At 61.4% G+C, this 23,180-nt stretch carries 25 protein-coding genes; 11 read left to right on the top strand and 14 right to left on the bottom strand.

Annotated features, from left to right (window positions below; translation table 11 throughout):
* Nucleotides 1-282: 282 nt before the first annotated feature.
* The gene (locus JW897_RS21975) at nucleotides 283-1,032 is read left to right on the top strand and encodes a hypothetical protein (protein WP_156187807.1); all 750 of its coding nucleotides are present in this window, start codon (nucleotides 283-285) and stop codon (nucleotides 1,030-1,032) included.
* Nucleotides 1,033-1,074: 42 nt separating this feature from the next.
* On the opposite strand, the gene JW897_RS21970 is transcribed toward JW897_RS21975, so the two are convergent.
* Both JW897_RS21970 and JW897_RS21965 read right to left on the bottom strand, forming a co-directional pair.
* Complete coding sequence (locus tag JW897_RS21970; protein WP_048413803.1) at nucleotides 1,075-1,503, bottom strand: TOBE domain-containing protein; 429 nt, start codon at nucleotides 1,501-1,503, stop codon at nucleotides 1,075-1,077.
* Between the two features lie 247 nt (nucleotides 1,504-1,750).
* A complete protein-coding gene (locus JW897_RS21965) occupies nucleotides 1,751-2,458 on the bottom strand; it encodes an aspartate/glutamate racemase family protein (RefSeq protein ID WP_205467640.1) in 708 nt (235 codons plus the stop codon).
* A gap of 281 nt (nucleotides 2,459-2,739) precedes the next feature.
* On the opposite strand from JW897_RS21965, the gene JW897_RS21960 reads away from it, so the two are divergent.
* Nucleotides 2,740-3,585 carry a restriction endonuclease gene (locus tag JW897_RS21960; RefSeq protein ID WP_205467639.1) on the top strand — a complete coding sequence of 282 codons (846 nt, stop codon included), beginning with the start codon at nucleotides 2,740-2,742 and terminating at the stop codon, nucleotides 3,583-3,585.
* A gap of 7 nt (nucleotides 3,586-3,592) precedes the next feature.
* Here the strand turns inward: JW897_RS21960 and JW897_RS21955 are convergent, their stop codons facing one another.
* Both JW897_RS21955 and JW897_RS21950 read right to left on the bottom strand, forming a co-directional pair.
* On the bottom strand, nucleotides 3,593-3,922 hold the full coding sequence (locus tag JW897_RS21955; RefSeq protein ID WP_205467638.1) for a DHCW motif cupin fold protein: 330 nt from the start codon (nucleotides 3,920-3,922) through the stop codon (nucleotides 3,593-3,595).
* A 222-nt stretch (nucleotides 3,923-4,144) separates the two neighbouring features.
* Complete coding sequence (locus JW897_RS21950; RefSeq protein ID WP_205467637.1) at nucleotides 4,145-7,096, bottom strand: ATP-binding protein; 2,952 nt, start codon at nucleotides 7,094-7,096, stop codon at nucleotides 4,145-4,147.
* 115 nt (nucleotides 7,097-7,211) lie between these two features.
* Here JW897_RS21950 and JW897_RS21945 point away from each other — a divergent pair, with 115 nt between their 5' ends.
* The 8 genes from JW897_RS21945 to JW897_RS21910 all read left to right on the top strand — a co-directional run bounded on the left by JW897_RS21945 (nucleotide 7,212) and on the right by JW897_RS21910 (nucleotide 15,382).
* Nucleotides 7,212-7,844 carry a response regulator gene (locus JW897_RS21945; RefSeq protein WP_048412228.1) on the top strand — a complete coding sequence of 211 codons (633 nt, stop codon included), beginning with the start codon at nucleotides 7,212-7,214 and terminating at the stop codon, nucleotides 7,842-7,844.
* A 301-nt stretch (nucleotides 7,845-8,145) separates the two neighbouring features.
* Complete coding sequence (locus JW897_RS21940) at nucleotides 8,146-8,982, top strand: alpha/beta hydrolase (protein ID WP_205467636.1); 837 nt, start codon at nucleotides 8,146-8,148, stop codon at nucleotides 8,980-8,982.
* A gap of 215 nt (nucleotides 8,983-9,197) precedes the next feature.
* The gene (locus JW897_RS21935; protein ID WP_205467635.1) at nucleotides 9,198-9,854 is read left to right on the top strand and encodes a DUF1120 domain-containing protein; all 657 of its coding nucleotides are present in this window, start codon (nucleotides 9,198-9,200) and stop codon (nucleotides 9,852-9,854) included.
* A gap of 151 nt (nucleotides 9,855-10,005) precedes the next feature.
* Nucleotides 10,006-10,686 (top strand): fimbria/pilus chaperone family protein, encoded by a 681-nt coding sequence (locus tag JW897_RS21930; RefSeq protein ID WP_205467634.1) that lies wholly within the window; start codon nucleotides 10,006-10,008, stop codon nucleotides 10,684-10,686.
* Between the two features lie 45 nt (nucleotides 10,687-10,731).
* Complete coding sequence (locus JW897_RS21925; protein ID WP_205467633.1) at nucleotides 10,732-13,185, top strand: fimbria/pilus outer membrane usher protein; 2,454 nt, start codon at nucleotides 10,732-10,734, stop codon at nucleotides 13,183-13,185.
* A 14-nt stretch (nucleotides 13,186-13,199) separates the two neighbouring features.
* Entirely contained in the window at nucleotides 13,200-13,754 is a 555-nt protein-coding gene (locus JW897_RS21920; RefSeq protein ID WP_205467632.1) for a DUF1120 domain-containing protein, read from the top strand.
* Nucleotides 13,755-13,822: 68 nt separating this feature from the next.
* A complete protein-coding gene (locus JW897_RS21915; RefSeq protein WP_048412231.1) occupies nucleotides 13,823-14,536 on the top strand; it encodes a 5'-methylthioadenosine/S-adenosylhomocysteine nucleosidase family protein in 714 nt (237 codons plus the stop codon).
* A gap of 555 nt (nucleotides 14,537-15,091) precedes the next feature.
* Nucleotides 15,092-15,382, top strand: coding sequence for a hypothetical protein (locus JW897_RS21910; protein WP_205467631.1), 291 nt, complete (start codon nucleotides 15,092-15,094; stop codon nucleotides 15,380-15,382).
* A 350-nt stretch (nucleotides 15,383-15,732) separates the two neighbouring features.
* Here the strand turns inward: JW897_RS21910 and JW897_RS21905 are convergent, their stop codons facing one another.
* The 7 genes from JW897_RS21905 to JW897_RS21875 form a co-directional block, all read right to left on the bottom strand.
* Nucleotides 15,733-16,509 (bottom strand): DNA adenine methylase, encoded by a 777-nt coding sequence (locus tag JW897_RS21905; RefSeq protein ID WP_205467643.1) that lies wholly within the window; start codon nucleotides 16,507-16,509, stop codon nucleotides 15,733-15,735.
* A 157-nt stretch (nucleotides 16,510-16,666) separates the two neighbouring features.
* Complete coding sequence (locus JW897_RS21900) at nucleotides 16,667-16,897, bottom strand: hypothetical protein (RefSeq protein WP_205467630.1); 231 nt, start codon at nucleotides 16,895-16,897, stop codon at nucleotides 16,667-16,669.
* Nucleotides 16,898-16,908: 11 nt separating this feature from the next.
* Nucleotides 16,909-17,631 carry a hypothetical protein gene (locus JW897_RS21895; protein ID WP_205467629.1) on the bottom strand — a complete coding sequence of 241 codons (723 nt, stop codon included), beginning with the start codon at nucleotides 17,629-17,631 and terminating at the stop codon, nucleotides 16,909-16,911.
* Complete coding sequence (locus JW897_RS21890) at nucleotides 17,628-18,344, bottom strand: phage tail-collar fiber domain-containing protein (RefSeq protein ID WP_205467628.1); 717 nt, start codon at nucleotides 18,342-18,344, stop codon at nucleotides 17,628-17,630. The genes JW897_RS21895 and JW897_RS21890 overlap by 4 nt, the downstream gene beginning before the upstream one ends.
* A 2-nt stretch (nucleotides 18,345-18,346) precedes the next feature.
* Nucleotides 18,347-19,006, bottom strand: a complete 660-nt coding sequence (locus JW897_RS21885; RefSeq protein ID WP_205467627.1) for a phage tail protein I — start codon at nucleotides 19,004-19,006, stop codon at nucleotides 18,347-18,349.
* Nucleotides 18,999-20,105: a baseplate assembly protein gene (locus JW897_RS21880; RefSeq protein ID WP_205467626.1), complete on the bottom strand. Its 1,107-nt coding sequence runs from the start codon at nucleotides 20,103-20,105 to the stop codon at nucleotides 18,999-19,001. Before JW897_RS21880 ends, JW897_RS21885 begins: the two co-directional genes overlap by 8 nt.
* A complete protein-coding gene (locus JW897_RS21875; RefSeq protein WP_205467625.1) occupies nucleotides 20,102-20,449 on the bottom strand; it encodes a GPW/gp25 family protein in 348 nt (115 codons plus the stop codon). Before JW897_RS21875 ends, JW897_RS21880 begins: the two co-directional genes overlap by 4 nt.
* 79 nt (nucleotides 20,450-20,528) lie before the next feature.
* Between JW897_RS21875 and JW897_RS21870 the strand changes: the two genes are divergently transcribed.
* Nucleotides 20,529-21,173 carry a DUF4145 domain-containing protein gene (locus tag JW897_RS21870; protein ID WP_205467624.1) on the top strand — a complete coding sequence of 215 codons (645 nt, stop codon included), beginning with the start codon at nucleotides 20,529-20,531 and terminating at the stop codon, nucleotides 21,171-21,173.
* Here the strand turns inward: JW897_RS21870 and JW897_RS21865 are convergent.
* From JW897_RS21865 to JW897_RS21855, 3 genes are read right to left on the bottom strand one after another with little or no spacing between them, the layout of a single operon-like run.
* Entirely contained in the window at nucleotides 21,170-21,778 is a 609-nt protein-coding gene (locus tag JW897_RS21865; RefSeq protein ID WP_205467623.1) for a phage baseplate assembly protein V, read from the bottom strand. The genes JW897_RS21870 and JW897_RS21865 overlap by 4 nt on opposite strands.
* A complete protein-coding gene (locus tag JW897_RS21860) occupies nucleotides 21,775-22,980 on the bottom strand; it encodes a phage late control D family protein (protein ID WP_205467622.1) in 1,206 nt (401 codons plus the stop codon). Before JW897_RS21860 ends, JW897_RS21865 begins: the two co-directional genes overlap by 4 nt.
* Nucleotides 22,968-23,180, bottom strand: coding sequence for a tail protein X (locus JW897_RS21855; protein WP_205467621.1), 213 nt, complete (start codon nucleotides 23,178-23,180; stop codon nucleotides 22,968-22,970). Before JW897_RS21855 ends, JW897_RS21860 begins: the two co-directional genes overlap by 13 nt.

Raw genomic sequence — 23,180 nt, 5'->3', positions numbered from 1 at the left:
GCTGGACCAGCTGAATGCGGTAGTGGGCCTGTACAAGGCGCTGGGCGGCGGCTGGGAAGCGCCGGCCAAATCCTGATCCGCAGCATGAAACGACAAACCCCGCCGAACGGCGGGGTTTTTTTGCGGCGGCATCATGCGCCGACGGTCAAAGCGGGCGCAGCCAGTCGCGTTTGGACGGTTCCATCAAGAAACAACAACAGTGGCATATCTGTCAGTGGTTGTGTCCGGACCCGCTGCTTACCATGCGCTGCGTTTCGACGTCGCCATTCCGCGCGAGGACCCATGGGCACCATCACTCACTCAGACACTCTTTATCCGCACTTGTTGACCTTGGCCGGGCGCGAGCGCCTGGTCGACGAAGCCTACCAAGTGCACGACGCCGTCTTCAGTGGCCTGGACCGGGCGGCCTTCCGCAAGATGGTGCTGCCGGAGTCCGAGCACAGCAGCATCCTGCTGCATCGCGGCGAGCACGGCCAGGCGGTGGGCTATTGCGCCGTCCACCTGTTTCAGCGCCGGGCGGCGGGGCGCGAGGTCAAAATCCTGCGCGGCCAGGCCGGGCTGCTCAAGGACTACCGCGGCCGCAACAGCAATATGCCGTTTCTGGCCGGCTGCATGCTGCGCTACTGGCTGCGCAGCCCGTGGCGGCCGATGTACTTTCTGGGCGCGATGATCCATCCGTCCAGCTTCATCCAGATGCATAAGTACGCCGCCGGCATGTGGCCCAGCCCGGAACGGGGCATGGAGCAGCCGCTGGGGCGGCTGGCGGCGGAGTTGTGCGGCAGCTTCGGCATGGCGGCGCCCGCGCCGGAGCGGCCCTATGTGGTGAAGCTGGGCATTCTGACCCGGGACAGCCAGACCGACCGCCAGTTCTGGCTGCAGCACCCGCGTCCGGCGGCGCGTTATTTTGTCGAGCACAACCCGGACTACCACCAGGGCCACGGCTTGCTGGCGATGGCCGAGCTGTCGCCGACGGCCATCCTGAACGGCGTGCTGCGTTATCTGCGCGATAGGCGGCGCGCGGGGCGGGCTTAATCCAAGAAAGTCGCCCTTGCCCGCGAGACTTTGAACAGATTCTTAGATCCGGACGCCGACAATCACGTGGGAGGCCTTGAAGAAGGAGACGATGGCCTTGCCAACGGCCAGCTCCAGATCGTCCGCGCTCTCCTTGGTGACGATGGCCACCAGGGCGTCGCCGCCGTTGAGGCGGATTTCCACCTCGGTGTTGACCGCGCCCTGGCGCAGCGCGGATACCCGGCCTTCCAGGCGGTTGCGGGTGGAGAGCCGGATGCCGGCCTCGGGGTTGGCCAGGATCACCCAGGGCGCCTTGATGATGGCCAGCGCCTCGCAGCCCACGGACAGCCCCAGGTTGGCGGTGCTGCGCTGGGTGATGACGGCGGTGATCACGTCGCCGCCGGGCAGGGCGATGTCGATCTCGTCGTTGACGGCGCCGGGATGGATGGCGGCGACTTTGCCGGCGAACTGATTGCGGGCGCTGGTGAGCATGGGATGTCCTTGGTATCGGGTGGGTGGGTGATATCGCCGTTTGCGATATGCGGAAAGTATATGCGGAAGCGGGGGCCGCGCCTGTAGCTCTTTCGATCTAATTAAGCTGTTTACGATCTGCTGCCTGTTGTGAGACGCGGCATGGCGAGCACAGCTTCAGAATGCTCGTCTATCCTATGCACGCTCCGCTTCTTCGGCCGTTTTCGCCTTGTCTCGCTCTAGCTCGCGAGATCGTAAACAGCTTCTCCTATCGCTTGAGCACCGCATCTGCGAGCGCGAACTCAAGCGCGGCGCGGATGTGAATCCGGGTGGTGTCGAACACTGGCACCGGCACGTCGGCCTGGCTCAACAGCAGCGGCAGTTCGGTGCAGCCGAAGACGATGCCCTCGGCGCCGCGTTCGACTAGCTGCCGAATCACCTCCAGATAGGCGCTCTTGGTGGCCGGCGACGCCATGCCGTGGCCCAATTCGTCGCGCAGGGTGCGCTGAATGAAGTCGCGCGTGTCCTGCGCTTCCGGGATCAAGGCGCGGATGCCGTGCCGGCTTAGTTTGTCCTGAAAAAACGGTAACTCCATGGTGAACTTGGTGCCGAGCAGGCCGACGGTCCGCAGCTGTTGCCGCGAGATGTCCCGCGCCGTCGCGTCGGCGATATGGATGATGGGGAGGCCGACCGCCGCTTCCAGGCGTTCGGCCACGACGTGCGCGGTATTGGCGCACAGCACGATGGCTTCGGCCCCGGCGGCTTTCAAATGCAGGCAGCCCTTGAGCAGCAGCGCATAGGTGTGGTCCCAGTCGTCCCAGCCGCGCCGCTGGATATCGTTGAAATTCAGGGAGTACACCACGCACTCGGCGAAATTGAGGCCGCCCAGCGCGGCGTTGACGCCTTCATTCAGGTAACGGTAGTAATCCAGCGTCGATACCCAGCTGATGCCGCCCAGCAGACCGAGTTTTTTCATGACCTTCCTTGATGGTTATTGCGAAACATGGTGTTTTGAATGTCGTTTGATGAGGCCCGGATTCCCAGAGTATGTCATTGGGCAGGGAGGGGCTAATGCTCTTGTCGCGGCGGCTTGGCTGAGCGTTCCATTTGCGGGCATGTGTGCCGGACAGTTAAAATGCATTTGGAATAATAAAAGAGTGAGCTATGGCACGTAGATATCGGCAAGTCCAGAACCGCTTTGCCCCGACTCTCATCGCTGCGCCCTGGTATGTCAGCGCTGTCTTGGCCGGACTCAGCTTGTTGGGTTTGAAAGGGATTCTGCCGGCGCTCTGGGCCAATAATGTCATGCTGAAGCCGCTGGCCGAGGGGCTTTCCGCGCTGGGCTGGCCCATTGCGCTGTTCTTCCTGGTGCTGGCCGTGTTGTCCTTGATGCGGCAGGCCGCGGAGCCGCGCTTTAGCTTCAAGATCGATCCGGCGACGCCGCGAAAGACGCCGCCAAGCGCGTCGTCGCCGGTCCAGGCGCAGCGGGAGAACAGAGCGTGGAGCGCTCAAGAGACGGCCAGCGCGGAGCGGCCCGCGCAATGGACGCTGGCTTTGATCCGCGACATCGAATGGAAGCGTTTTGAGGATGTTTGCCAGAAGTTTTACGAGTTGAAAGGCATTCGTTCTGAAACCACGCCGTTGGGGCCGGACGGCGGCATCGACATCCGCTTGTTTCAGGATGATTCCGGCCGCGCCACATCGGTGGTGCAATGCAAGGCCTGGGGCGAACGCTATGTCGGCGTGAAGCCTATTCGCGAATTGCTGGGCGTGATGACCCACGAGAAAATCGCCAAGGCCTTTTTCATGACCAGCGGCAAATTTTCCGACGACGCCAAGACCGTGGCGCAGAGCAATCACATTACCTTGATCGATGGCGAGATGCTGTTGATGCTGATTGAGCGCCTGCCCGGCGCCGCGCGCCAGCAGTTGCTGGACTTCGCCTGCGCCGGCGACTACCGCACCCCAACATGTCCCGCTTGCGGTGTTCCGATGCGCCATGTCGCCGGCAAGGCCGGCCGCTCCGACTTCTGGGGCTGTTGCAATTATCCGCGTTGCAAGCGGGTGCTGGGCATGAGGCGGCAGGAGGCAACGGCGGCCTGAACCAGCGTCAATCGACGATGAACAACTTGGCCCCGGTTTCGGTATGGGACAGATGCGGCTCGGCGTCGTCGGCCACCTGGTAGCTGAGGCCGGGCTTCAGGGTGAAGCTGCGGCCGTCCGCCAGCGTGGTATGCAGCTCCCCCTCCAGACACAGCAGGATGTGGCCTTTGACGCACCAGTGGTCGGCGCGGTAGCCCGGCGTGTATTCCACCATGCGGACGCGGATGTCGCCGAAATGCCGGGTACGCCAATAGGCGCAGCCGGTTTCGCCGGCATGCTGGGTGGGCTCCAGCGCGGACCAGTCGCTGATTCCAAACGGGAGGTCGGATATATTCATGGGCGGCTCCTCTGCAAGGGCTCTCAAGAACGTGTTTACGATCTCGCGAGCAAGAGCGAGACAAGGCGAAAACAGCTGAGAAAGCGGAATGTACGCGTGGTACATGAGCATTTCGAAGCGGGCACTCATCGCACAATGTCTCTACCGATGCGCAGCAGATCGTAAACAGCTTCTAAGCGTTTGACCATTGTCGCTCATGCCGCCCAGGCGGCGATAGCGCTTTCACGGTTGGGCCAATCGCGCATGCGCCAGCTCCGCCAGCTTGTCCAGCCGCATGCCGGTTTCCTCGCGTCGGCCGGCCTGGACCAACTGTTCAATTTCCGCGCACAACTGCGCCACCGGCGCTTGTCCCGCCATGGCGAAAGCCCCCTTGGTGGCGTGCAATTGCTGCATCAACACTTGCTGGTCCATCCGTTCCAGCGCCTGCCGCATCAGCTGGATGGAGTGGTCCAGCGCGCTCAATAGTTCTGCGCGCCGGGCGGCGGGCAAGGGCGCGGCGGGGCCGGCTGGCGGGCGAACGCTGGCCGGGCGCAGCGCCAGGTGTTTGCGGATCACGCCGTCCAGCTCCTCCAGGGTAAAGGGCTTGAGCATGAGCTCGTCTATGCCGGCCTGCGCGCAGAGCGGCAGTTCGGCGTTGCCGGCCTGCGCGGTGATGGCGACGATGGGGGCGGAGAAGCCGTTGTCGCGCAGGGCCTGGGCTAGACTGTAGCCGCTGATGTCCGGCATGCTCAGATCAGTCAGCACCAAGGCGTAATCCTGGCGGGTGGCCAGCGCCAGCGCGGCGGCCCCGTTGGCGGCGATGTCCGCCTGGTAGCCCAGCTCGCGGAGCTGGTCCTGAATCAGCGCCCGGATCGCCGGGTGGTCGTCCACCACCAGGATGCGGGCCGCCGGCGAGGCCGGGCCCGGAGAGACGGCGGGATGCGCCGCGATAGGCGCGGCGGCGCAGGGCGGCAAGGGCAGGGTGACGACGAAGGTGCTGCCCACCCCGGGGCTGGAGGTGAATTCAATCGTTCCCGCCAGCAACTCCGCCAGCTTCTTGCAGAGCGACAGGCCCAGGCCGGTGCCGCCGAAGCGGCGGGTGATGGAGGCGTCGGCCTGGGAGAATTCAGTGAACACCTGGTCGTGGTATTCGGCGGGAATGCCCACGCCGCTGTCGCTCACGCCGATGATTACCGGCGAGTCGGCGCGGCTGTCGTCCTGCAGATAGATCTCCAGCTGCACCTCGCCGCTGAGGGTGAACTTGATGGCGTTGCCGAGCAGGTTCAGCATGATTTGCCGGACGCGGCCCGGGTCGCCCAGATAAGCCGGCGCCAATTGCGCGTCTATCATGCAGGAGAATTCCAGGCCCTTGGCGCGGGCCAGCGGTTCCATGCTGGCCGAGGCCTCATGGCCGAGCGCGGCCAGATCGAAGGGAATGGTCTCCACGCTCATCAGCCCGGACTCCACCTTGGACAGGTCCAGGATGTCGTTGATGATGGCCAGCAGCGCCTGGGACGAGTGCTTGGCTACGGCCAGGCGCTGCTGCTGCGGCGCGGCGAGCCGGGCGCGGCCGAGCAAGTCCAGGCTGCTGACGATGGCGTGCAGCGGGGTGCGGATTTCATGGCTGACCATGGCCACGAAGGAAGACTTGGCCTGGCTGGCCGCTTCCGCGGTTTGGCGCGCGCTTTCCAGCTGGCGCTCCAGCGCCTTGCGCGCGGTGATGTCCACCACATTGCACAGCAGGACCCGGATGCCCTGATAGCGCGTGGCCATGGTGGTGCTGTGCAGCTCCATGGCGTTGCCGTCCGCCATCGCAAACTGGATGTCCCGGTGGCAAGGCGTGGTGCCGAGCGGGGACGCGGTCTGGTGGGTGTCCAGCAATTGCAGATGCAGCGGCGGGCGGGCGATGCAGCCCTGCCGCGCCCACTGGCGCATCACTTCGTTTTCCAGCAGCACGGTGCCGTCGGCGATGGACAGCAGCGTCAGGCCGGAGGGGGCGGTATCCACCATGATGCGGTTCAGGTTCTCGCTTTCGAAAATGCGCTGGGCGCTGCTGAAGGCGGGTTTGAAGATTCTCCGGTCCAGCAACAGGATGAGAATCCACAGACAGCTCAGGGCAAACAGCAGCGCGCTGAGGTTGGTGATCAGCGACAGCCGCAGATCGTTGAGCAGCGCATGCCAGGCAAACACCTGAATATGAATCCAGGCCGGCGCCGGCAGGCGGGCGCGCAGGATGAACAGGCCGTCGCGGTACTGGAGATCGGACACCGCTTCGTTGAGCGCCGGCAAAGCCATTTTGCGCAGCGTCGCGATCAGCTGTGAACCCTGGGCCGCCTGATAGCCAAAGCCCAAATAGAACGCGTCCGAGGGGCTGGCGAGCAAGGTGGTTTCGTCATTGACGTCCGGGCGCCAGGTATTCAGCAAGGTGTCGATGCGGATGTCCCGGGCGAACACGGCGAAGGGAATGCCGTCGACCACGGCGGTTTGCGCCAGGCGGATGGCGGGGCGGCCGGTCAGCGGCGCGGCGGCGGTGGCCAGCCAGGCCGGGTTGCGGCTGGTCTGGCCGTTGGCCGTCGGCACGGCCGGGCTGGGCATGCCGGTGAACACCTCCTGCCTCAGCCGGGCTCTTGCGCCGGGCGGGGTCAGCGCCAGCGGAGACAGCAGCGGCGAGGCTATCGTCAGGAACTGCCGGTCCGGGCTGTACAGATAGGCGGTTTCAGACTTCCTCAACTCGCAGTCGCCGCCGCACAGCGTGTCGACCGTTTGTTCCGCCAGCGCCAGATAAGGTCCTAAACGGGTGGCGGCCGGCAGCCCCGGGCGCGGGCCCAGCGCCAGCGCCAAGGGATGACCGGAGCTGGCCGGCAGCCAGGCCTGGCCCTGGTCGGCGTCGAACTGGCGCGCCAGCGCCGGGCTGGCCTTGATCTGGGCTTTCCAGTTGGCCTCCGCCTGGCTGACCTGATGGTAGAGGTCGATCGCGTGTCCCCGGAGGATGACTTTCAGCGCGGTGTTTTCCGCGTCGAACACCTGCTGCCGGTCGGACAGCATCGCTTTGCCGGAGGACCACAAAGTCAGGGCGGTCAAAGCCAGCAGCGCCAGCGAGAGGACAATGCCGCCGCCAAACAGCGTGGCGCGCTGAATGCGGCGCAGGCGGCTGAGCGGACGAAGGGTGGATGAGTTTGGGCGTGAGTCTGGCATGCGTGGATTTGACGGTGGCGGAGTTGCTGGGCGGGGAGTTGACCGCGCTCAGGATGTTTGCTTATCTATAAAAATAGAGTTTCTCGACAATAAATATCATTTTTATGTGAGCGACATGGAGACAGAGGAAATCAAGGTATTGCTGGCGGACGACCACCCCACCGTGCTCAGCGGCCTGGAGCATGTGTTGCAAAGCCGGCGCGCCGTCCGCGTGGCGGGCAAGGCCAGCAGCGCAACTGCGTTGTGGGATTTGCTGGCCAGCCAGCCTTGCGATGTGCTGGTGTCCGATTATTCCATGCCGGGCTGCGAGTCCGGCGACGGTGCGGCCATGTTCGAGCGTTTGCGCCGCCTGTATCCGACGCTGGGCATCGTGGTGCTCACCATGATGGACAACGCGCTGGTGGTGCGCTCGCTGCGCGGCCTGGGCATTCACTGCATCCTGAGTAAATCGGACGCCATCGAACACCTGCTGCCGGCCTTGTACGCCGCCAGGGCCAAAACGCCGTACTACTCTCCCGCGGTGGAGCGTTTGCTGGAGGCGGACGGGCTGGCCCAATCCACCGCCAAGCGCGCGTTGACCGCGCGCGAAGCCGAGGTGGTGAGGCTCTTCGTCGCCGGCCTGACGGTGAACGACATCGCCGCCAAGCTCAAGCGCAGCAAGCAAACCATCAGCACCCAGAAAGCCAGCGCCATGCGCAAACTGGGCGCGGAACGCGACGCCGATCTTTTGTTGCTGTTCAAGTCCTGACATTTTTCCTTTCCGCCCGCGGCACCCTCCTTGGTGCCGCTTTCCGGCTGAGGGTTCCCGCCATCCTCATTTGTCTTCCTCGTCGCTAAGACCGGCTAACAAAACCCCTGATCCTGCGTTGAGCCTCCTTGTCGCACCACTGGTACTGCCTGGGCGCGCATTTCGTACTGGTCAAATATCCCCTCATTCTGAGCAAGGCTATGCTTCAAGGTTGGATTTCGCCCAGGCTGGGCGGAGATGGCTTTTATTTTGAGGCTGGTGTTCTTGATGGCTTGTGATGTAGCAAAGTGTGGCGGCGCGCATGGGCGCGTTTAAGAAAATCCTGGCGCTGTCGGCCGCCATCCTGCTGGCGATGAGCTTGTGGGAGCTGGCGCAGCGCTATTTCATCCTCAGCCCTTCGTATCAGACCGGCAAAACCCCGCAAGATTACGGGGTGCGTTACCAAGAAGCCTGGCTGCCGATTCCCAAGGCGGAGGGCGGCGGCCTGGTGCATGCGTGGTGGCTGCCGGCCGAATCGCCCACCGCGCCGGCGGTACTGTTTTTGCACGGCAACGACAGCACGCTGCACACCGATATCGATTTGATCCTCAGCCTGCGCCGGCTGGGCCTGGCGGTGATGGCGATCGATTACCGCGGCTACGGCGGCGGCGCGTGGTTCTTGCCGTCGGAGCGTTCGGTCTACGCCGACGCCAGGGCCGCCTGGCAAGCGTTCAAGAAGCTGTCGCCCCAAGCGTCCAAGCATCTGGTGTATGGCCACTCCCTGGGCGGCGCCATCGCCATGGACATGGCCGCGGTGTCGCTGGGCGTGGACGGGGTGATTATAGACGGCGGTTTCTTGTCTATCGCGGACATCGCCAAATCCTATACCGCCTCATGGCTGCCGTTTGACGCGCTGATCCGCCATAACTTCTCCTCCTATTCCAAATTGCCGGCCATTGCCGCGCCAAAACTATTCATTCATTGCTCCGGCGACGAAGTGGTGCCGATGGCATTGGGCGAACGTCTATATCAACTCAGTCCTCAGCCTAAAGCCAGGTTGTTTATGCAGGGTGGCGATCATGATGCTTGTTATCGGCGTGATGGAGAGGTGTGGGCGGCATGGGTTGCCAGTATGGCGGGCAAAAGTGATGTGTTTTAAATGATAAATTATTTCGCTGTGAAAACTGAGTGGTGCTGATTTTTTAAAAGGGTTAGATGTGAGTTTTTTTATTTGCCTTTCGTGGGTGTGAGTGTGGTTGGATTTTTTATGGATATTTAGTTTGTGTTGGTGTTTTTCGTACTGGTCATATGTTTTTTTGGAGTTGTTCTTGTAAAATTGGTTTTCCTGATAACTGTTTTGTATGGTGATTTATTATGTTGAAGTGTATGGTGCAGGTTTTGGTGGCTTCCAGTGTGCTGTGTGTCAGCTTTGTAAAGGCGGATGAGTCAACGGTGATTCAGGGTAGTTCCAAATTTGAAGTGCAAGGTATTATTAAGCCGGCGGCATGTAATGTAAATTTTTCTGAAGGAAATGTTTGGGATTATGGTGTAATTCAAGAGAGGGAAATAGCAGAATACCCTGAAGCAATGTTCAGGAAAGAAGGGGGGGTTCATAATATGAATATTAAATGTGAAAGCCCCGCGAGTGTGCGCGTTAGATTTGTGGATGCGGTAGGCCGTGAGGGTAGTTCCGATAAAAGAACTTTTGGATTCAATAAGACGGCTGATGGGAAAGAAATAGGCTTTCATTACTTTCAATTCAAAGGTGATATGAAAGCTTTTGATGAGAGTGGAGGTGAAATTGCAGGGGTTGCTTATGGGGTAAGTGAGGATCAAGGTGTGTGGAAAAAAGCAGGTAGTGACTGGGTGGAAAACCTGCACTACTATACCCCTATTGATGGCGATAGTGTTCCTGTTTCATTTAAAACCCTTACGGCTGGTATTGCTTCGAAGATTGCTATTAAAAAAGGGCTGGGTTTGACGGATGAGCAAGAGTTTCGTGGGGTGGTTACCATGGAATTGTATTATTAATTGTATTTGCATGTTTGTGCGTTCTTGTTTTTTTGTCAAAATGTTGACCTGTGATTAGGTAATTGAGTGATAGTTCTACCCCTCTCTATTACTCTGTGATAGAGAGGGGTGAGGTGAGGCGATGCGGGTTGGTGGCAAAGTAATAGTGGTGATGTTGTCGGTACTAACTTTAGCGGCAGTTAATGATAGTCGGGCGGCAGGGGTTATGCCTGAGACTTCGTTACTCCTGCTGGACGAGGCTGATGGCAGTGGCGCAATGTTGGTGAAAAATACGGATGAGCAGCCATTATTGTTGTATTCAAAAATTGAAAACTTGGCGGAGGATGGTGACGAGAAACCATTGGTGATGCTTACGCCGCCTGTGGCCCGGGTTGAGGCTGGGGAGTGGCAGCAGGTGCGCTTCATGTTGCAGCTTCAGCAGCCGTTAAAAACTCAGCGTTTGAAACGAGTGATTTTTGAGGGTATCCCGCAACAGTTGGAAGGAGGGGCTGCGCAGGTCGGAGTTGCCGTGCGGCAAAACTTACCCTTGGTGATTCATCCCAAGGGCTTGGCTGTTCATCGCGAACCATGGAAGTTGCTGAAGTGGTCGTTGGAGGCTGGGCGATTGGTAATGGAAAATGACAGCCCCTATGTGGTGCGTTTGGCGGAGGTTGTTCACCTCAAACCGCAAGGGACCCCGGTTCAACTGGAGCATAACTATGTGTTGCCTGGGCAGAAGCTGTCATTTCCAGTAGCGGACACTGAGGCCGAGGCGGTTACGTTGTATCCCGCGACCTTGTATAGCTATACGGTGGACAGCTACGACGCGCCTTTGACGGCCAAGGCCGGCTAATTGGCGGTTTGGCAAGAGCTCCTGGCTCAATGTGGGCGCGGGGAGGTGTGGGCAGATTTGGGCCCGCCGGTAAGGCGTTGGCGTAGGCGGCCGCTGGCGGCGGCTTTGCTGCTGGCGCTGGGCGCGACCCCGTCGCTGGCATTGGCCGCGGGAGTGGCCGACGAGGCGATGTTCGACGCCGATGTCTTGCGCGCGCGCGGTCTGGACCCGGCCTTGGCCGAGTACTTTCGCGGCAAGCCGCGTTTTGCTGTCGGCCGGCAGCTGGTGACCTTGTCGCGCAACGGCGAAGTGCTGGGCGAGGTGGAGGCTGAGTTCGACGCGCAAGGCCAGCTGTGCTTCAGCCCTGATTTGCTGGAGCGAGCGCGTTTGCAAGGGCCGCCGCCGGATGAGGCGGAGGGCATTTCCGTGGCGCCGGGCTGTTACGACTTTGTCGGCGCTTGGCCGCAGACCCAGGTGCAGCTGAACCCCAATCTGAACCGGGTGGCCTTGCTGGTGCCCACCGCGGCCATCCTGCCGCAGCCGCAAGAAGAGATCCAGCTGGAAAGCGGCGGCGTCGGCGGCATGCTGAACTACGACCTCAGCGCGAGCAGCTATCAGGGTCTGGGCAGTGGCAGCCGCAGCTTGTCGCTGGATACCGAGGCCGGCGTCAACGTCGGCGACTGGATTGTGCGCAGCCGCCAGTTCTACTACTCCAATAACGGCCAGGGACAGTTCAGCGATCTGGGCGCTTACGCCCAACGCTCCTTCGTCTCCCAGCGCGCGCGCCTGCAACTGGGGGTGATCAATGTCGACAGCCCGCTGTTTGCCGCCGGCCAGTTGCTGGGCGCGCAATGGACGCCGGAGAGCGGCCTGGAGCAGGGCGGCCCCGGCGCGCGGGTGGAGGGCATCGCCAATAGTGTGGCGCGGGTGGAAGTGCGGCAGGCGGGGGTGTTGATCCATGTCGCGCAAGTGCCGGCCGGGCCCTTCTCTTTTGACCATATCCGCCTCAACAACCGTCATGTCGATCTGGAAGTGACGGTGGCGGAGAGCGACGGCGGCGAGCGGCGCTTCACCGTGCCGGCGGCAAGCCTGGGCTTGGATGCGGCCGCGCCGCTGGGCTATTCGCTGGCCATGGGCCGCTTGCGCGACTATGCCGACGACGGCGAGGACCCCTTGCTGTTGACCGGCTCCGGCAGTTGGGCGCTAGGCGCGCGGGCGCAAGGGACGCTGGGCGCGCTGGGTACGCCGCAATACCAGGCCCTGGGCCTGGGGGCGGATGTCGGCCTGAGCGCCGACACCAGCTTGAGCGTGCGCGGCGTGAGCTCCCATGCGCGGGAAGAGGGCGTGTTCGGCCATCAATCCAACTGGGCGATGAGCACGCGGATGAGCGAGGCGATGAGCGCGTCCGTATCGGCCTCGTTTCAATCCGAGGGCTACCGCGATCTGGGCGAGGCGATGACGGCTTATGGTCGAGAACAGGCCGGCCAAGCGCGCAAGCGCCGCACTCGCGCCCAGTATTCCGCTTCTCTGGGCTGGAGCCATCAGCGCGCGGGCAGCTTCCGGCTGTCCTACTCCTCCAGCCGCAGTTTCGACGGACATGTCAGCAGCCGCTGGCTGGGCAGCTGGGGCCGCTCCTTCAAGCGGATGTCCTTGAATCTGAACGTGGAGAACGGCCGCAACTCCTTTGACGGCCGTCGTTATCAAGCCTGGTATTTGAACTTCAGCCTGCCGCTGGAAAAACGCCGCATCAACAGCACCGTGCGCAGCAGCGGCGGCGACGCCAGCCTGAATACCTCGGTCAGCGAAACCGTCAACGAGTATTGGGGCTATCAGCTGACTGCGGAACAGAGCCGCCGCGGCACCGGGGTGAGCGCCAATGTCCATGTGCAGCCGCGTTACGCCAGCGCCCGGCTGGGCATGGGGCAGAACTACGCCGGCCGTCATTTTTCCGCCGGGCTGAGCGGCGGCCTGGCCTTTCACCGCGACGGCGTCACCGCGTCACCGGCGCAGATCCAGGACAGTTTCGGCGTGTTGTCCACCGGCAAGGTGTCCGGGGTGCGGGTCAACACGCCGGGCGGGGCGGTGTGGACCGACGCCGGCGGCCGCGCGGTGATCCCAAATTTGACGGCTTACGACGTCAGCCGCTTGGAAGTGGACGTGAAGAGCTTGCCGCGCTCGGTGGAGCTGAAAAACGGCTACAAGGAGCTGAAAGTCAGCCGCGGCGCGGTGCGTCATGTCGAATTCGACGTGTTCCAGACCCGCCGCGTGTTGCTGGAAGTCAAGGACGGTTTGGGCCAGCCGCTGAGCGCCGGCGGGTCGGTGCTGACGGCGGACAATCGTTTCGTCACCACCGTGGTGGAAGGCGGCAAGGTCTTCCTCGACAATGCCGAGCCGGGACAGGCGTTGACCGTGACTACGCCTAACGGCAACCGTTGTCAGCTGGATTTCGCGCTGCCGGAAACGGTGGACGAGCAGGTGTTTTACGAGCAGCTGGACGCGGTATGCCGGGCGGAAGCGTGAGCGAGGAGCAAGGAATGAAGTCGATGATTAAGCGGGCAACGGCCGGTCTGGCCGGCCTGCTCTTGTGCCAGGCCGTGTTGGCCGACAACTGCGTGATGCGCTTGAGCGGCGAGCAACTGGATTACGGCGTGTTGAACAAGGGCCAGTTTGGGCGGTCCCAGGCCGGGGTGCTGGCCTTGGGCAAGCGGCGGATGACGCTGAGCATCCAATGCGAGGCGCCAAGCGCCATCCGGCTGCGGCTGGAAGCGGAGCCGGCCGCCAAGGGCATGGCGCTGTGGAACGGCAAGGGCCATTACCGGATGACTATGGGCGCGGCGCAACTGGACGGCCAGCCGGTGCTGCTGGCCGCCGTGCGCACCGAGCAGGCGGCGCTGGAGCCTGCCGCGGCGGAGGTGGCCGTGGATGCCGAACATAGAATATGGGCGGTGGCGGACGGCAAGCCGGCGCGCGGCAAGCTGTTCACCGCGCAAATCTGGGTGGACGCGCAGGTGGCGGTGGATGCGCTGCGCGCGCGCGATGTGGAGCATTTGAACAGCGGCGGGCGCTTGCTGCTGGAAGGCGCAGGCTAAGGATTGGAAGGACTCGCCGTATCCTCGGCGAGATTTCGCAGTTAAACCACCTACGATTGAGGCACTACATGAACATCTTGCTATTGTCGGCATTCCCCGCCGAATCCGCCCACCTGTCGCAACAGCTGTCCGCGACCTGGTCGCCGGACCCCATGCTCGGCGCCTTGTCCTGTCGCAGCCTTAGGCACAATCTCCACCAGCTTTACCTGGCCGAAACCGGCGTGGGCACGGAAGACGCCGCCTTGACCACGCTGGCGGTGCTGCAGCAGCGCGAGATTGACCTGGTCTTGTTTTTGGGGACCTCGGGCGCGGTGGGGGATGGCTGGGAGATCGGAGATGTCGTCGCCGGCAGCAAGGTCGTGCAGATGGATCTTTACGGCATCGACAAGATCCTGAAAGGCACGCCGTTTGAGTCCTGCCTGTTTAACAGCAATACGCATGGCCAGCTGGAAACGGAGTGGGACGCGGACCCCTATTGGCTGGCGAAGCTGAAAGCCCTGCCCAGGGTGAAGCCGGGGCTGATCTTCAGCAGCAATCAGTTCCCGGTGCCCGCCGACAAGTTTCCCGCAATGCTGGAACTGGGCCGCGGCGTGATTGAAATGGAGTCCTCCGGCGTGATGCGCGCCGCCCGACGGGTGGGTTCCACGCCGGTGCTGGTCTTGCGGGCGGTCAGCAATATCATTGACGGCCAAGGCCGGGATAAGGGCACGCCCGAGCATGGCATCGGATTGTGCGCGGAAAGGCTGTCGGCCGCCGTGTTGAAGCTGCTGTCCACTATTTGAAGCCCGCCAAGAACCTGTTCAAAGTCCCGCTTGGGCTCGCAGGGCTTTGAACAGGTTCTTTAAACCTCCCCTCCCGCTTTCCGCCTGGCCGGGCGGCCGTCTCCGGCTTGACGCTCCGCCCCCGTCTCAGTACTCTTTGCCTCGCGCTGCGCCAAATAACGCCGCGCCGGGCAGGCAAGCCTATTAATTCCATTGTTCGCAGACCCGCAGAGTCCGCCAGGACCCCGCACGTCTGTTGCCACGCACTTGCATCTGAGCAGGGCGTGGCAGGGAGCTCCTCTGGAGCTGCCGGTCTTAACAATGGAACCGGTCTTGCCACCTTGTCACGCTCCTGCTCGTATCCGAGCAGGCTTTCAAAGCTGACTTGGAGACTGCAATGACTCCACTGTTTTCCCTTCTTCCTTTAGCCAAACCACCCCCAGCCGCCGCATCTGAGCAGGGCGTGGCAGGGAGCCTTTCGGGGCTGCCGGTCGACATCACGGAGAACCGGTCTTGCCGCCTTGTCACGCCCCTGCTCATCTCCGAGCAGGCTTCCAGGCGGATTTGGAGACGGCGATGACTCCCCCTAATTCCTCCGCCGCTTGCGCCAAACCCTCCCCGGCCGTCAGCCAAGAGCAGCAATACCTGTTGTCCCAAACCATGGACGCCTGCGCCCTGGCCTTGAACGGCTTCGCCGTGTTGCGCTCCACGCTGACGGCGATCCAGGCCAGCGGCCGCCGTGACGATTCCTCTCATTTGCAGTTGTTGGCGCGCCTGTCGCTGGAGGCGCTGGACGATTGCGTCGCCCGCCTGCAAGCCTTCCAGCTAAAGGCCGACAACGACTTCAAGGCGATACGCCGAGGCTGAACACGCCGGCCGTTTTTAAAACCAGACGCCGCCCGACATCCAGAGGCGGCCGCCGCGCTTGCGCGCATCCAACGGGGAGCTCTCGTCATCCATCGCATTTAGCCAGGAGGTCGCTATGTCGGAATGTCATCAGCTTGGTCTGCGCCGCAGCCAGCCATCGGTCGGGAAGCCGCAGGGGGTGGGGGCCCGCGGCTTCAAAGCAGGGGAGACCGCATGATGAAGCGCGGCGCGAAAACTGAGCACCATTTTGCGCGATAAGTCGGGTGGAGATCATTTTCCAGCATTCGCAAAAGAATTTCACTTTTGACAGCAAAGGGGCCACAAGGCCCCTCATCACTTTCTACTACTGATCACCAGTTACGGATGATCAATTCCCCCTTCTTGTCCTTGCTGCGACCGGCTCCGCCAACGGAGTAGCTGATGTCCACCCGTTCGATGGTCAGCCCGTCAAAGGTCTGGCGCATTTCTGGGATGTCGTTGACCGAGATAATCATTCGGCCCTTGATGGTCCTGGCCAGCTCGGACATGCGCTGGTACTGGTACAGGCCGAAGTCCACGCCATAGCCTTCTGTGCCCCAATACGGCGGATCGCAGTAGACCAGCGTGTGCTCACGATCATACTTCTTGATGCAATCCGCCCAGTCCAGGTTTTCGATGTAGGTACGACTGAGGCGAAGATGAGCAGCAGACAGGTCTTCTTCCAGCCGCAGCAGATTGAGCTTGGGCGGACTGGTGGTGGCCGTGCCAAAGCTCTGGCAATCAACCTTACCGCCGAAAGCCATCTTCTGCAGGTAGAAGAATCGGGCGGCCCGCTGGATATCGGTCAGTGTTTCTTCCGGCGTGATCTGCAGCCATTTGAATATTTGCCGCGAGCTCAAAGACCACTTGAATTGCCGAACGAACTCTTCCATGTGGTGGCGCACTACACGGTACAGGTTGACCAGTTCGCCGTTGACGTCGTTGATCACCTCAACCTTGGCTGGCTCTTTCAGGAAGTAAAGCGCGGCCGCGCCGCAAAACGGCTCAACGTAGCAGGTATGCTCCGGGAACAGAGGGAGAATGAGCTTGGATAGACGGCGCTTGCCGCCGATCCATGGAATAATGGGATTAGCTGTGATTTGTAACATCTGCAAGGTTCTTTCCACGGATGCAATTCCCGTTTAGGCTTGTTTCACCGTAGGCCTACGGTAGACAGCCTTGGGATGACTTGCAGGCTATGACTGCGGGTCAGCTGGCCGGACAGGTGCTCCAACACTTGTCCGGTCGCTGTCTTCTCCTTGAAAACTACGGCTGAATTTTTTCCAGCTCTGCCAGGGCTGGGTTATCTCCATTGCTCCAGCTTCGAATGGCGTCGATATATTTGCCCATCTTGTCCTTCTCCGCAGTGCTGCCTGATCGCAAGATGTTTATCTGCTTGAACAAAGGGTAAACCGCCTCAATGCGGGCTTTTGCCAAGTTGCGGTAGTACTCTTCCTGCATGATGGCGGCTGCGCTGGCGCTGATAGGGTTGTCCATCGCTTATCTCCTCAAATCGACGTGTCAAAATTTGCCACTGCACTCCGATGATCAAACCAGCCCCAGGACGGATTGGAAGGGTCGACCGGGTAGCGCCCTGCGACAGCAGCGGGCAGGATCAGCTCTATTGAGCCAGTATCAGTACTCGCTATCGGATGAATGTGAGCGTAACCCCCTCCGTGGTATTGCCCAATGTACGCACCACATTGTTTCCACGTTGACGAGATGCCACTCAGGTAGCTGCCATCCACTGCACCGCTGATCAATCTTGCGTAGCTTGCAACCGTCACGCCCTGACGCATCGGCAGCACTTGAAATGGCAACAGTGCATTGGGGGTTCCTGGGTTTTTGCTCCATGTGAGCGAAAGCACCCGGATAATCCCGGGCCAAAAGTCTCGTACACCGGTCATACCCATCGCGGTCAAAATTGCGACTTCCTCGGGATCACGAGAACCCCACGCAACCCCGGAAACGATGTCCCGTTTAACGGCTACTGTGACGGTCGTTCCAGCATCGACCGACCACCCCAGTAGCGCGCCATTCAGAATGTTTCCAAACTGATTTTTGGTGACACGGTGAAATGGGAGTTCCCATCGTGCCGTACTACGCCAGTTGTCCAGCTCGGCAATCTTCGCGGCGACTTTGCCGTCTATTTCGGCAGACTTGCCGCGCACGGTGCCGGTCAATTCAGTCGAGGCGCGGACCAGACCGGCAATGCTCGATTCCAGGCTCATGCTGTTGCTCCTTTCAAGTAATGGTTCTGCAGGTCCACAATGGCCGCCGCGTTTGCGGCTTGAATCTCCAGTAGGCTGTCGTGTTCGGCCGTGTGTAGGCCGGCCAGTTGGTCGAAACGCTGCGCTGTTTGCCGGTCAGATTCGACAAGGGTAGCCAACTGGCCAGCAAGATCGCTGTGCAGCGTGGACAGCGCTCGGCCATGCTCCGTTAGCAGCGCATCCTGCTGCAGGTCGACCAACTGACTGGCGATCTGGGCACTGGCCAGGCTGGCAAGCTCTTCAGCTAGATGCAGGTTCAGGCCCGCTCCCGTGGATTGCACGGTGACGCTGTCAGGTGGCACGCCGGCCAGGGTCAAGTCATAGGCCAACAACAACTCCAGCCCACCTTGCTTGTATGCCAGCGCGCGGTTTGAATCACTCCACACCGCCAAGCACACCCCGCTCTCCAGGATGAAGCCGACTTCGCGTACCCAGAACTCGGCGCTATCGTCCGCTAGAGCGGTCAAGTGGAGTTGGCGCGGGCCAACGATGCGACCGTCCGCGACGGGATAGCGGACAACTTCGTGGCGCAAGCCGCTCTGTCCGGCGTTGGGCACATAACCTGCATCGCCCAGGGCGACGTGGGTTATCCGCAACTGAATGCCATCGCCGCTGGCCAGCTGGATGGCGGACAAGCCCGCATCCAACAGTTGCGGGATGAGCGTAGTAGTCATCTCTAGCCCTCCATTGAAAGGCGCAGCACTGCCCTGGCGCGTCCAGCGCTGGCAAGCTGTGCGGGTTGAAAAATCGGCTTTGCGGGGGCCGGCAGGCAGTAGCCATCCGCGCGACGTATCGCACGCGCCTGGCCCGCCGAGGCGAGATACACTCCTTGATCGAAGCGTGCGCCGACATGCAGCGCATAAGAACAGCGGACCGGCTTCGCTTCATCCACCATGCACTTCAGCCGGTGATATAGCTCAGCGCTCAATAAAGGGTTCTTATCCTGCCAGTTGTCGTTGGCCCACAGCTTCAAACTGAAGGTGTAGGGGGCACCCTCCGGCTGCTGCTGCCACCACTCCAGCAATTCGGCATCGATACCCAGCACGCGGAACACTTCCTGAACCGCCCACAAGGTGCCTTTGTATCGATGCAGTTCGATCGCTCTTTTGATCAAGGCGCGCTGCTGACGCTCATCGCTGGCCAGCAACCAGCCTTCATCGCCCATCACATGGAATTGTTCAGCCAGAACCGGCAACAACTCGGTGTCGACTTGATCCACCAGGTAAACCAGCAGCGGCGACAAGTCTTGCTGGCTGATACGACCAGTCAGCTGGCCCAGCGCGCGGAAGCGCGGGTCACTGGCCAGTACGGGAGGCAAAAGCAAGGTCTCAGCCATTTGCCACTCCCGCCGGAGTGATGGAAATCTGGGTGCAGTGCGCCCATTCGCTTTCACTCAATACACGTAAGGTTGGGCTATTCAGCGTGACCTGGTACACGCCAGGCACCTGCAGCGCGGCAATCACCTGGCTTGGCACGATGTCGCGCCCCAAGCCGCCCGCCCGGCCATCGACATAGGCTTTGGCCTGTGCCATTGCTTGGGCCTGTACCGAGCGCGAATCCGCCTGGGTATACAGCACCAGTTGAGCCTCAATCGCATAGTCGACGCGGCTGGGCGCCAGTGCGCGCACCCGGTCGGTCAACGGTCTCACCTTCTCGGCGGAACAAGTGGCCTCAACCAAGGCAAGCAAATTGGAGTCAGGCAGACCCGTTGCCGTCAGGGGGCAAAGGTGAACGACGCCAGGGGATGGCGACAGCACCGCAACATCGACGATGCTCTGATGCGCCTTGAGGGCATGAAAACGGTAGGCCAAGCGGCTGCCGGCATTGGTGAACGACTCCGGCGCCAGCTTGATGCGCTCGCGCAAGCGCTCGTCGTCCTCTTCGTCATAGCCGGTACTGGTCACCGAGGTGTTGGCGGCCACCACCTCCATATCGCCCAACTCGTCGACCAGGCTATTGATCTGGCCGGGCTGCCAGCCATTGCCGGTAGTGCCAGCCTCTTCGCAGGTAGCGGCCACGTTGACCGATAGCTGGCCGGCAGGCAAGGTGACGTCCATATCGGTGGCAAAGACCACCACGCCATCGCCACCCTCGACACGGGTGCCGGCCGGGATCAACAGCCCGGAGGCCAACGTTGCCTCCACGGTAAAGCGCAGCGTGGTCTTGGCCGGCTGCGCCGGTAGACGCGTCACGCCGACCAGCTCGCCCAGGTAGTCCAACATCGGCGCGCGGGCATAGGCCACAAGGTTCTGCTTGGCCGCCTCCTGTATGCCGATACGCACCAGGTTTTCGCGGTAGGCGATCACGTCGATCAGCAGCCGCTCCACCTGGGCCGGATACAAGGTCTTGCCCGATAGCTGCTCGTACTGGGCGACGATCTCGGCGGTGATGGCGTCTGGGTTGCGGTCGATGAAGCTTGGCTCGGGCAGGCTCATAACTGCACCTCCGTCTCGCGCAGCACACCGTCCGCCAGCTTCCAGCGCACGCGCAGGGTGACTTGAGAGTCCTGCACCGCTGGCGTGACCTTCATCAGGTCGCAGCGCGGCTCCCACTTGCGGATGGCCTCTACCGCCTCGCGCACCAAGTGCGGAATTGCTTGGTTGATAGGCTTGTCGAGATGAAGGTGCAGGCTGGAAGCAAAACCCGGGCGATGCGGGTCGCAGCCCTTGGGTGAGCGCAGGATGATGCGGATGGACTGGTCAATGTCCGCTACGGTCTCGACGATGCCGAGGCCGCCGAGGGCGGGTTGCCAGTGAAGGGAGTCAGATAGCCGGGTCATGCGGCTATCGTCATATCTGGCGGTCCCACGTGATAGTAAAGCGGATTAAAATGGGGGAAATGTAAAACAGGAGAAACCGATGGACTATGTTGCGCCAGCACCTCAACAAGATGCTTTCAACTGCCCTCACTGCAGTGCCTATGCCCAAATGCGCTGGGTTAACCTTTCTGACTATGGGAGAGATCGCCCCTCACATATCAATCAAGCCACCTGCCTTAGATGCCAGAAAAATTCTTATTGGCACATACGTAGTAGTAAGCCGCTGCAAATGAAGATGATCTACCCATCTATTTCAACGGTGCCATTACCAGCAAAAGACATGCCGGATGACTGTCGGCCTGACTATGAGGAAGCTCGCGCGATTGCAGCACAGTCTCCTCGCGCAGCAGCCGCCTTACTTCGATTGGTGGTTGAAAAGCTATGCCATCAACTAGGAGACCCATCTAAGGACATCAATCAGAATATTGCCTTGCTGGTGCAGAATGGACTTCCTAAACGCATACAGCAAGCACTGGACTCTGTTCGGGTCATTGGCAATGCATCCCTCCATCCCGGCATCATGGACATAGAGGATAAACAGGACACGGTTACAACGTTGTTCAAGTTGGTGAACATCATCGTGGAGAAAATGATCTCTGAGCCAAAAGAAATTGATGATGTGTTTGAATGCCTCCCAGAGTCGAGAAAGCAAGGCATTGCCATCAGGGATAAGCCCAAACCCTAATGGCTGTGATGATTCGAGTTCCCGCCAGCATCCATCACGGACCCGCTGGCGTTGATGTCCCCGTCGACCTCCACCTTACCACTGATCACCGCCGACGCGCCGCCCCCGCCAGAGCCCATCATGCCGCCCAGGAAGGTCAATTTCTTCTGCACGGTCAGGTTGCCGGTGAACTCCGCCTCAGGCGTGTTCACCGTTACCTTGGCGCCGGCCTGCAGCAGAATCTCGGCGTCGGCATGGACCACCACCTTCTGCACCCCGGTCACCGTCAGCACATGAGTGCTCCGGTCATACTCCAATAGCGCGCCGTCCTTGAAGCGAATGGCGAATTTGTTCGGGTCGGTCACCGGAGGCTTGTCCGCATCGGAATACACCGCCCCCAGGATAACGCCGTCCTCGCCGCGCGCGTCCAGCAGCACCGCGACATGTTCGCCGTTATCGTAGGTCCAGCAGCATTGATCCTGCAGGGTCTTCGGGTAGGCGATCGGCAGCCACATGGTGCGCATATTGTCGAGGTCCGGCAGTCGCACGCGGGCGAAGCCAGGCTTGCTGGCGCTGACCGTGCCGAACTTGAGACTGGCGCCGAACTCATCGAAGGTATCGTTCATTTCTTCTTGCTCACCGTTGTTGTGCCGACCACATCCACCTTGCCGCCCTTCATGCCGTAGACCTTCAAGGACTTGCCGGACTTCTTCTTCGCCGCGCCGCCGCCCTTGCCTTTGGCAACCGAGATCGCCGCGCGCTTGACCTCCAGCTCGGTGGTGTAGCCGCCGCTGCGGTCGACGCGGTGGCGCGCCGACTCCACCAGGTAGCGGCCGTCGAGCTTGCCGCACCCGGCCAGGTCGAAGGTCACGCCGGCGACAAGCTTCGGGTTGCCCGACAGGGTCAAGTTGCCGGCGGTTTGTTCCTGGTTGCTCTTGTCCAGCGCCGCCTTGGCCTTGGCCTGCGCGGCCGCCTTGGAGCCGGAGCGCGTGGACAGCTTCAAGGTGTCGCCGCTGGCGGCCTGGCCGGCGCCGCGCTTCTTGGTGGATACCGTGGTTTGGCCCACGGCGCCCACCTGGCCGTCCGCCTTCATCCCGTACACCACCAGCTTCTTGGTCTTCGGGTTGTGGTACTTCACCTTGGCTTGTTGGTAGATGTCCTTGATCTTGTCGCGCAGCCGCAGCGAGATCAGATCGCCGGCCTGCAGCGTGGCCACCGCCTTGCCGTCGCGCAAATCGGCCAACTCGGTGAAGACCAGCTTGCTGCCAACAATCTTGAAGGCGTAGCCGTACTCGCGCGCCAGGCGGGTCAGGAAGGCCACATCGCGTTCCTGGTACTGGGTGACGCGGTCGATACGGATGTCACGGATTTTGCCGGTCAGCGTCAGCTGATTGCGCTTGGCGATGCGCCGGGCGATCGCCGCCAGCGTGGTGTTCTCATAGGCGCGGCCGGAACGAGTGCGCACCGACTTCTTGATGCCGGTCGACAGCGCCCGGATCGTCACCGTTGACGGTGGCATCGCGATCTCGATCTCGTCGATCTCGAAAGAGCCACACGGTAGCAGCGGCGCCGCGTCGTAGCCGATCTTGAGCGACAGCGCGTCGCCCTTGCCAGGGTACCAGGCGCGCAGCCAACGGCCGTCGGCATCCTCCAGTTGCACTTCCAGCTCGTCGGACTGGCCGGACAGATAGTCGGTATAGGTCACCGACAATACATACGGGGACACGTCGTTGGTGATGTTCTTGTGCCCGTAGGACAGCATGAACACCGGGTGGGGTACGGCGGCCACCGCCGTCGGCTCTGATACGGCCTGTGTCAACGCAGCCATGGCGGCAGCTCCTCGTCCTCGGATAGATCATCCTGCTCAATGATGGGGATGGACAGCACCAGGCCGCTCGGCAAGACGGTGGCCAGCGGCACATGGGGGTTGGCCGCCACAATGCGCTCGTAAGCCAGCGCGTCGCCGTAATAGCGGGCCGCCAGTTGATCCCAGCGCTCGCCCTCGGTGGTGACATGGGTCAGGAACAT

Origin of the sequence: Chromobacterium alkanivorans, assembly GCF_016937655.1 — a bacterium.
GTDB lineage: Bacteria > Pseudomonadota > Gammaproteobacteria > Burkholderiales > Chromobacteriaceae > Chromobacterium > Chromobacterium alkanivorans.
This window is presented reverse-complemented; position numbering and strand designations above follow the sequence as displayed.

Bases quoted from the DNA above. Each gene is read 5' to 3' on its own strand.
- JW897_RS21975 (WP_156187807.1), top strand. From the start codon at position 283: ATGGGCACCATCACTCACTCAGACACTCTTTATCCGCACTTGTTGACC.
- JW897_RS21970 (WP_048413803.1), bottom strand. From the start codon at position 1,503: ATGCTCACCAGCGCCCGCAATCAGTTCGCCGGCAAAGTCGCCGCCATC.
- JW897_RS21965 (WP_205467640.1), bottom strand. From the start codon at position 2,458: ATGAAAAAACTCGGTCTGCTGGGCGGCATCAGCTGGGTATCGACGCTG.
- JW897_RS21955 (WP_205467638.1), bottom strand. From the start codon at position 3,922: ATGAATATATCCGACCTCCCGTTTGGAATCAGCGACTGGTCCGCGCTG.
- JW897_RS21950 (WP_205467637.1), bottom strand. From the start codon at position 7,096: ATGCCAGACTCACGCCCAAACTCATCCACCCTTCGTCCGCTCAGCCGC.
- JW897_RS21945 (WP_048412228.1), top strand. From the start codon at position 7,212: ATGGAGACAGAGGAAATCAAGGTATTGCTGGCGGACGACCACCCCACC.
- JW897_RS21940 (WP_205467636.1), top strand. From the start codon at position 8,146: ATGGGCGCGTTTAAGAAAATCCTGGCGCTGTCGGCCGCCATCCTGCTG.
- JW897_RS21935 (WP_205467635.1), top strand. From the start codon at position 9,198: ATGTTGAAGTGTATGGTGCAGGTTTTGGTGGCTTCCAGTGTGCTGTGT.
- JW897_RS21930 (WP_205467634.1), top strand. From the start codon at position 10,006: ATGTTGTCGGTACTAACTTTAGCGGCAGTTAATGATAGTCGGGCGGCA.
- JW897_RS21920 (WP_205467632.1), top strand. From the start codon at position 13,200: ATGAAGTCGATGATTAAGCGGGCAACGGCCGGTCTGGCCGGCCTGCTC.
- JW897_RS21915 (WP_048412231.1), top strand. From the start codon at position 13,823: ATGAACATCTTGCTATTGTCGGCATTCCCCGCCGAATCCGCCCACCTG.
- JW897_RS21910 (WP_205467631.1), top strand. From the start codon at position 15,092: ATGACTCCCCCTAATTCCTCCGCCGCTTGCGCCAAACCCTCCCCGGCC.
- JW897_RS21905 (WP_205467643.1), bottom strand. From the start codon at position 16,509: ATGTTACAAATCACAGCTAATCCCATTATTCCATGGATCGGCGGCAAG.
- JW897_RS21900 (WP_205467630.1), bottom strand. From the start codon at position 16,897: ATGGACAACCCTATCAGCGCCAGCGCAGCCGCCATCATGCAGGAAGAG.
- JW897_RS21895 (WP_205467629.1), bottom strand. From the start codon at position 17,631: ATGAGCCTGGAATCGAGCATTGCCGGTCTGGTCCGCGCCTCGACTGAA.
- JW897_RS21890 (WP_205467628.1), bottom strand. From the start codon at position 18,344: ATGACTACTACGCTCATCCCGCAACTGTTGGATGCGGGCTTGTCCGCC.
- JW897_RS21885 (WP_205467627.1), bottom strand. From the start codon at position 19,006: ATGGCTGAGACCTTGCTTTTGCCTCCCGTACTGGCCAGTGACCCGCGC.
- JW897_RS21880 (WP_205467626.1), bottom strand. From the start codon at position 20,105: ATGAGCCTGCCCGAGCCAAGCTTCATCGACCGCAACCCAGACGCCATC.
- JW897_RS21875 (WP_205467625.1), bottom strand. From the start codon at position 20,449: ATGACCCGGCTATCTGACTCCCTTCACTGGCAACCCGCCCTCGGCGGC.
- JW897_RS21870 (WP_205467624.1), top strand. From the start codon at position 20,529: ATGGACTATGTTGCGCCAGCACCTCAACAAGATGCTTTCAACTGCCCT.
- JW897_RS21865 (WP_205467623.1), bottom strand. From the start codon at position 21,778: ATGAACGATACCTTCGATGAGTTCGGCGCCAGTCTCAAGTTCGGCACG.
- JW897_RS21860 (WP_205467622.1), bottom strand. From the start codon at position 22,980: ATGGCTGCGTTGACACAGGCCGTATCAGAGCCGACGGCGGTGGCCGCC.
- JW897_RS21855 (WP_205467621.1), bottom strand. From the start codon at position 23,180: ATGTTCCTGACCCATGTCACCACCGAGGGCGAGCGCTGGGATCAACTG.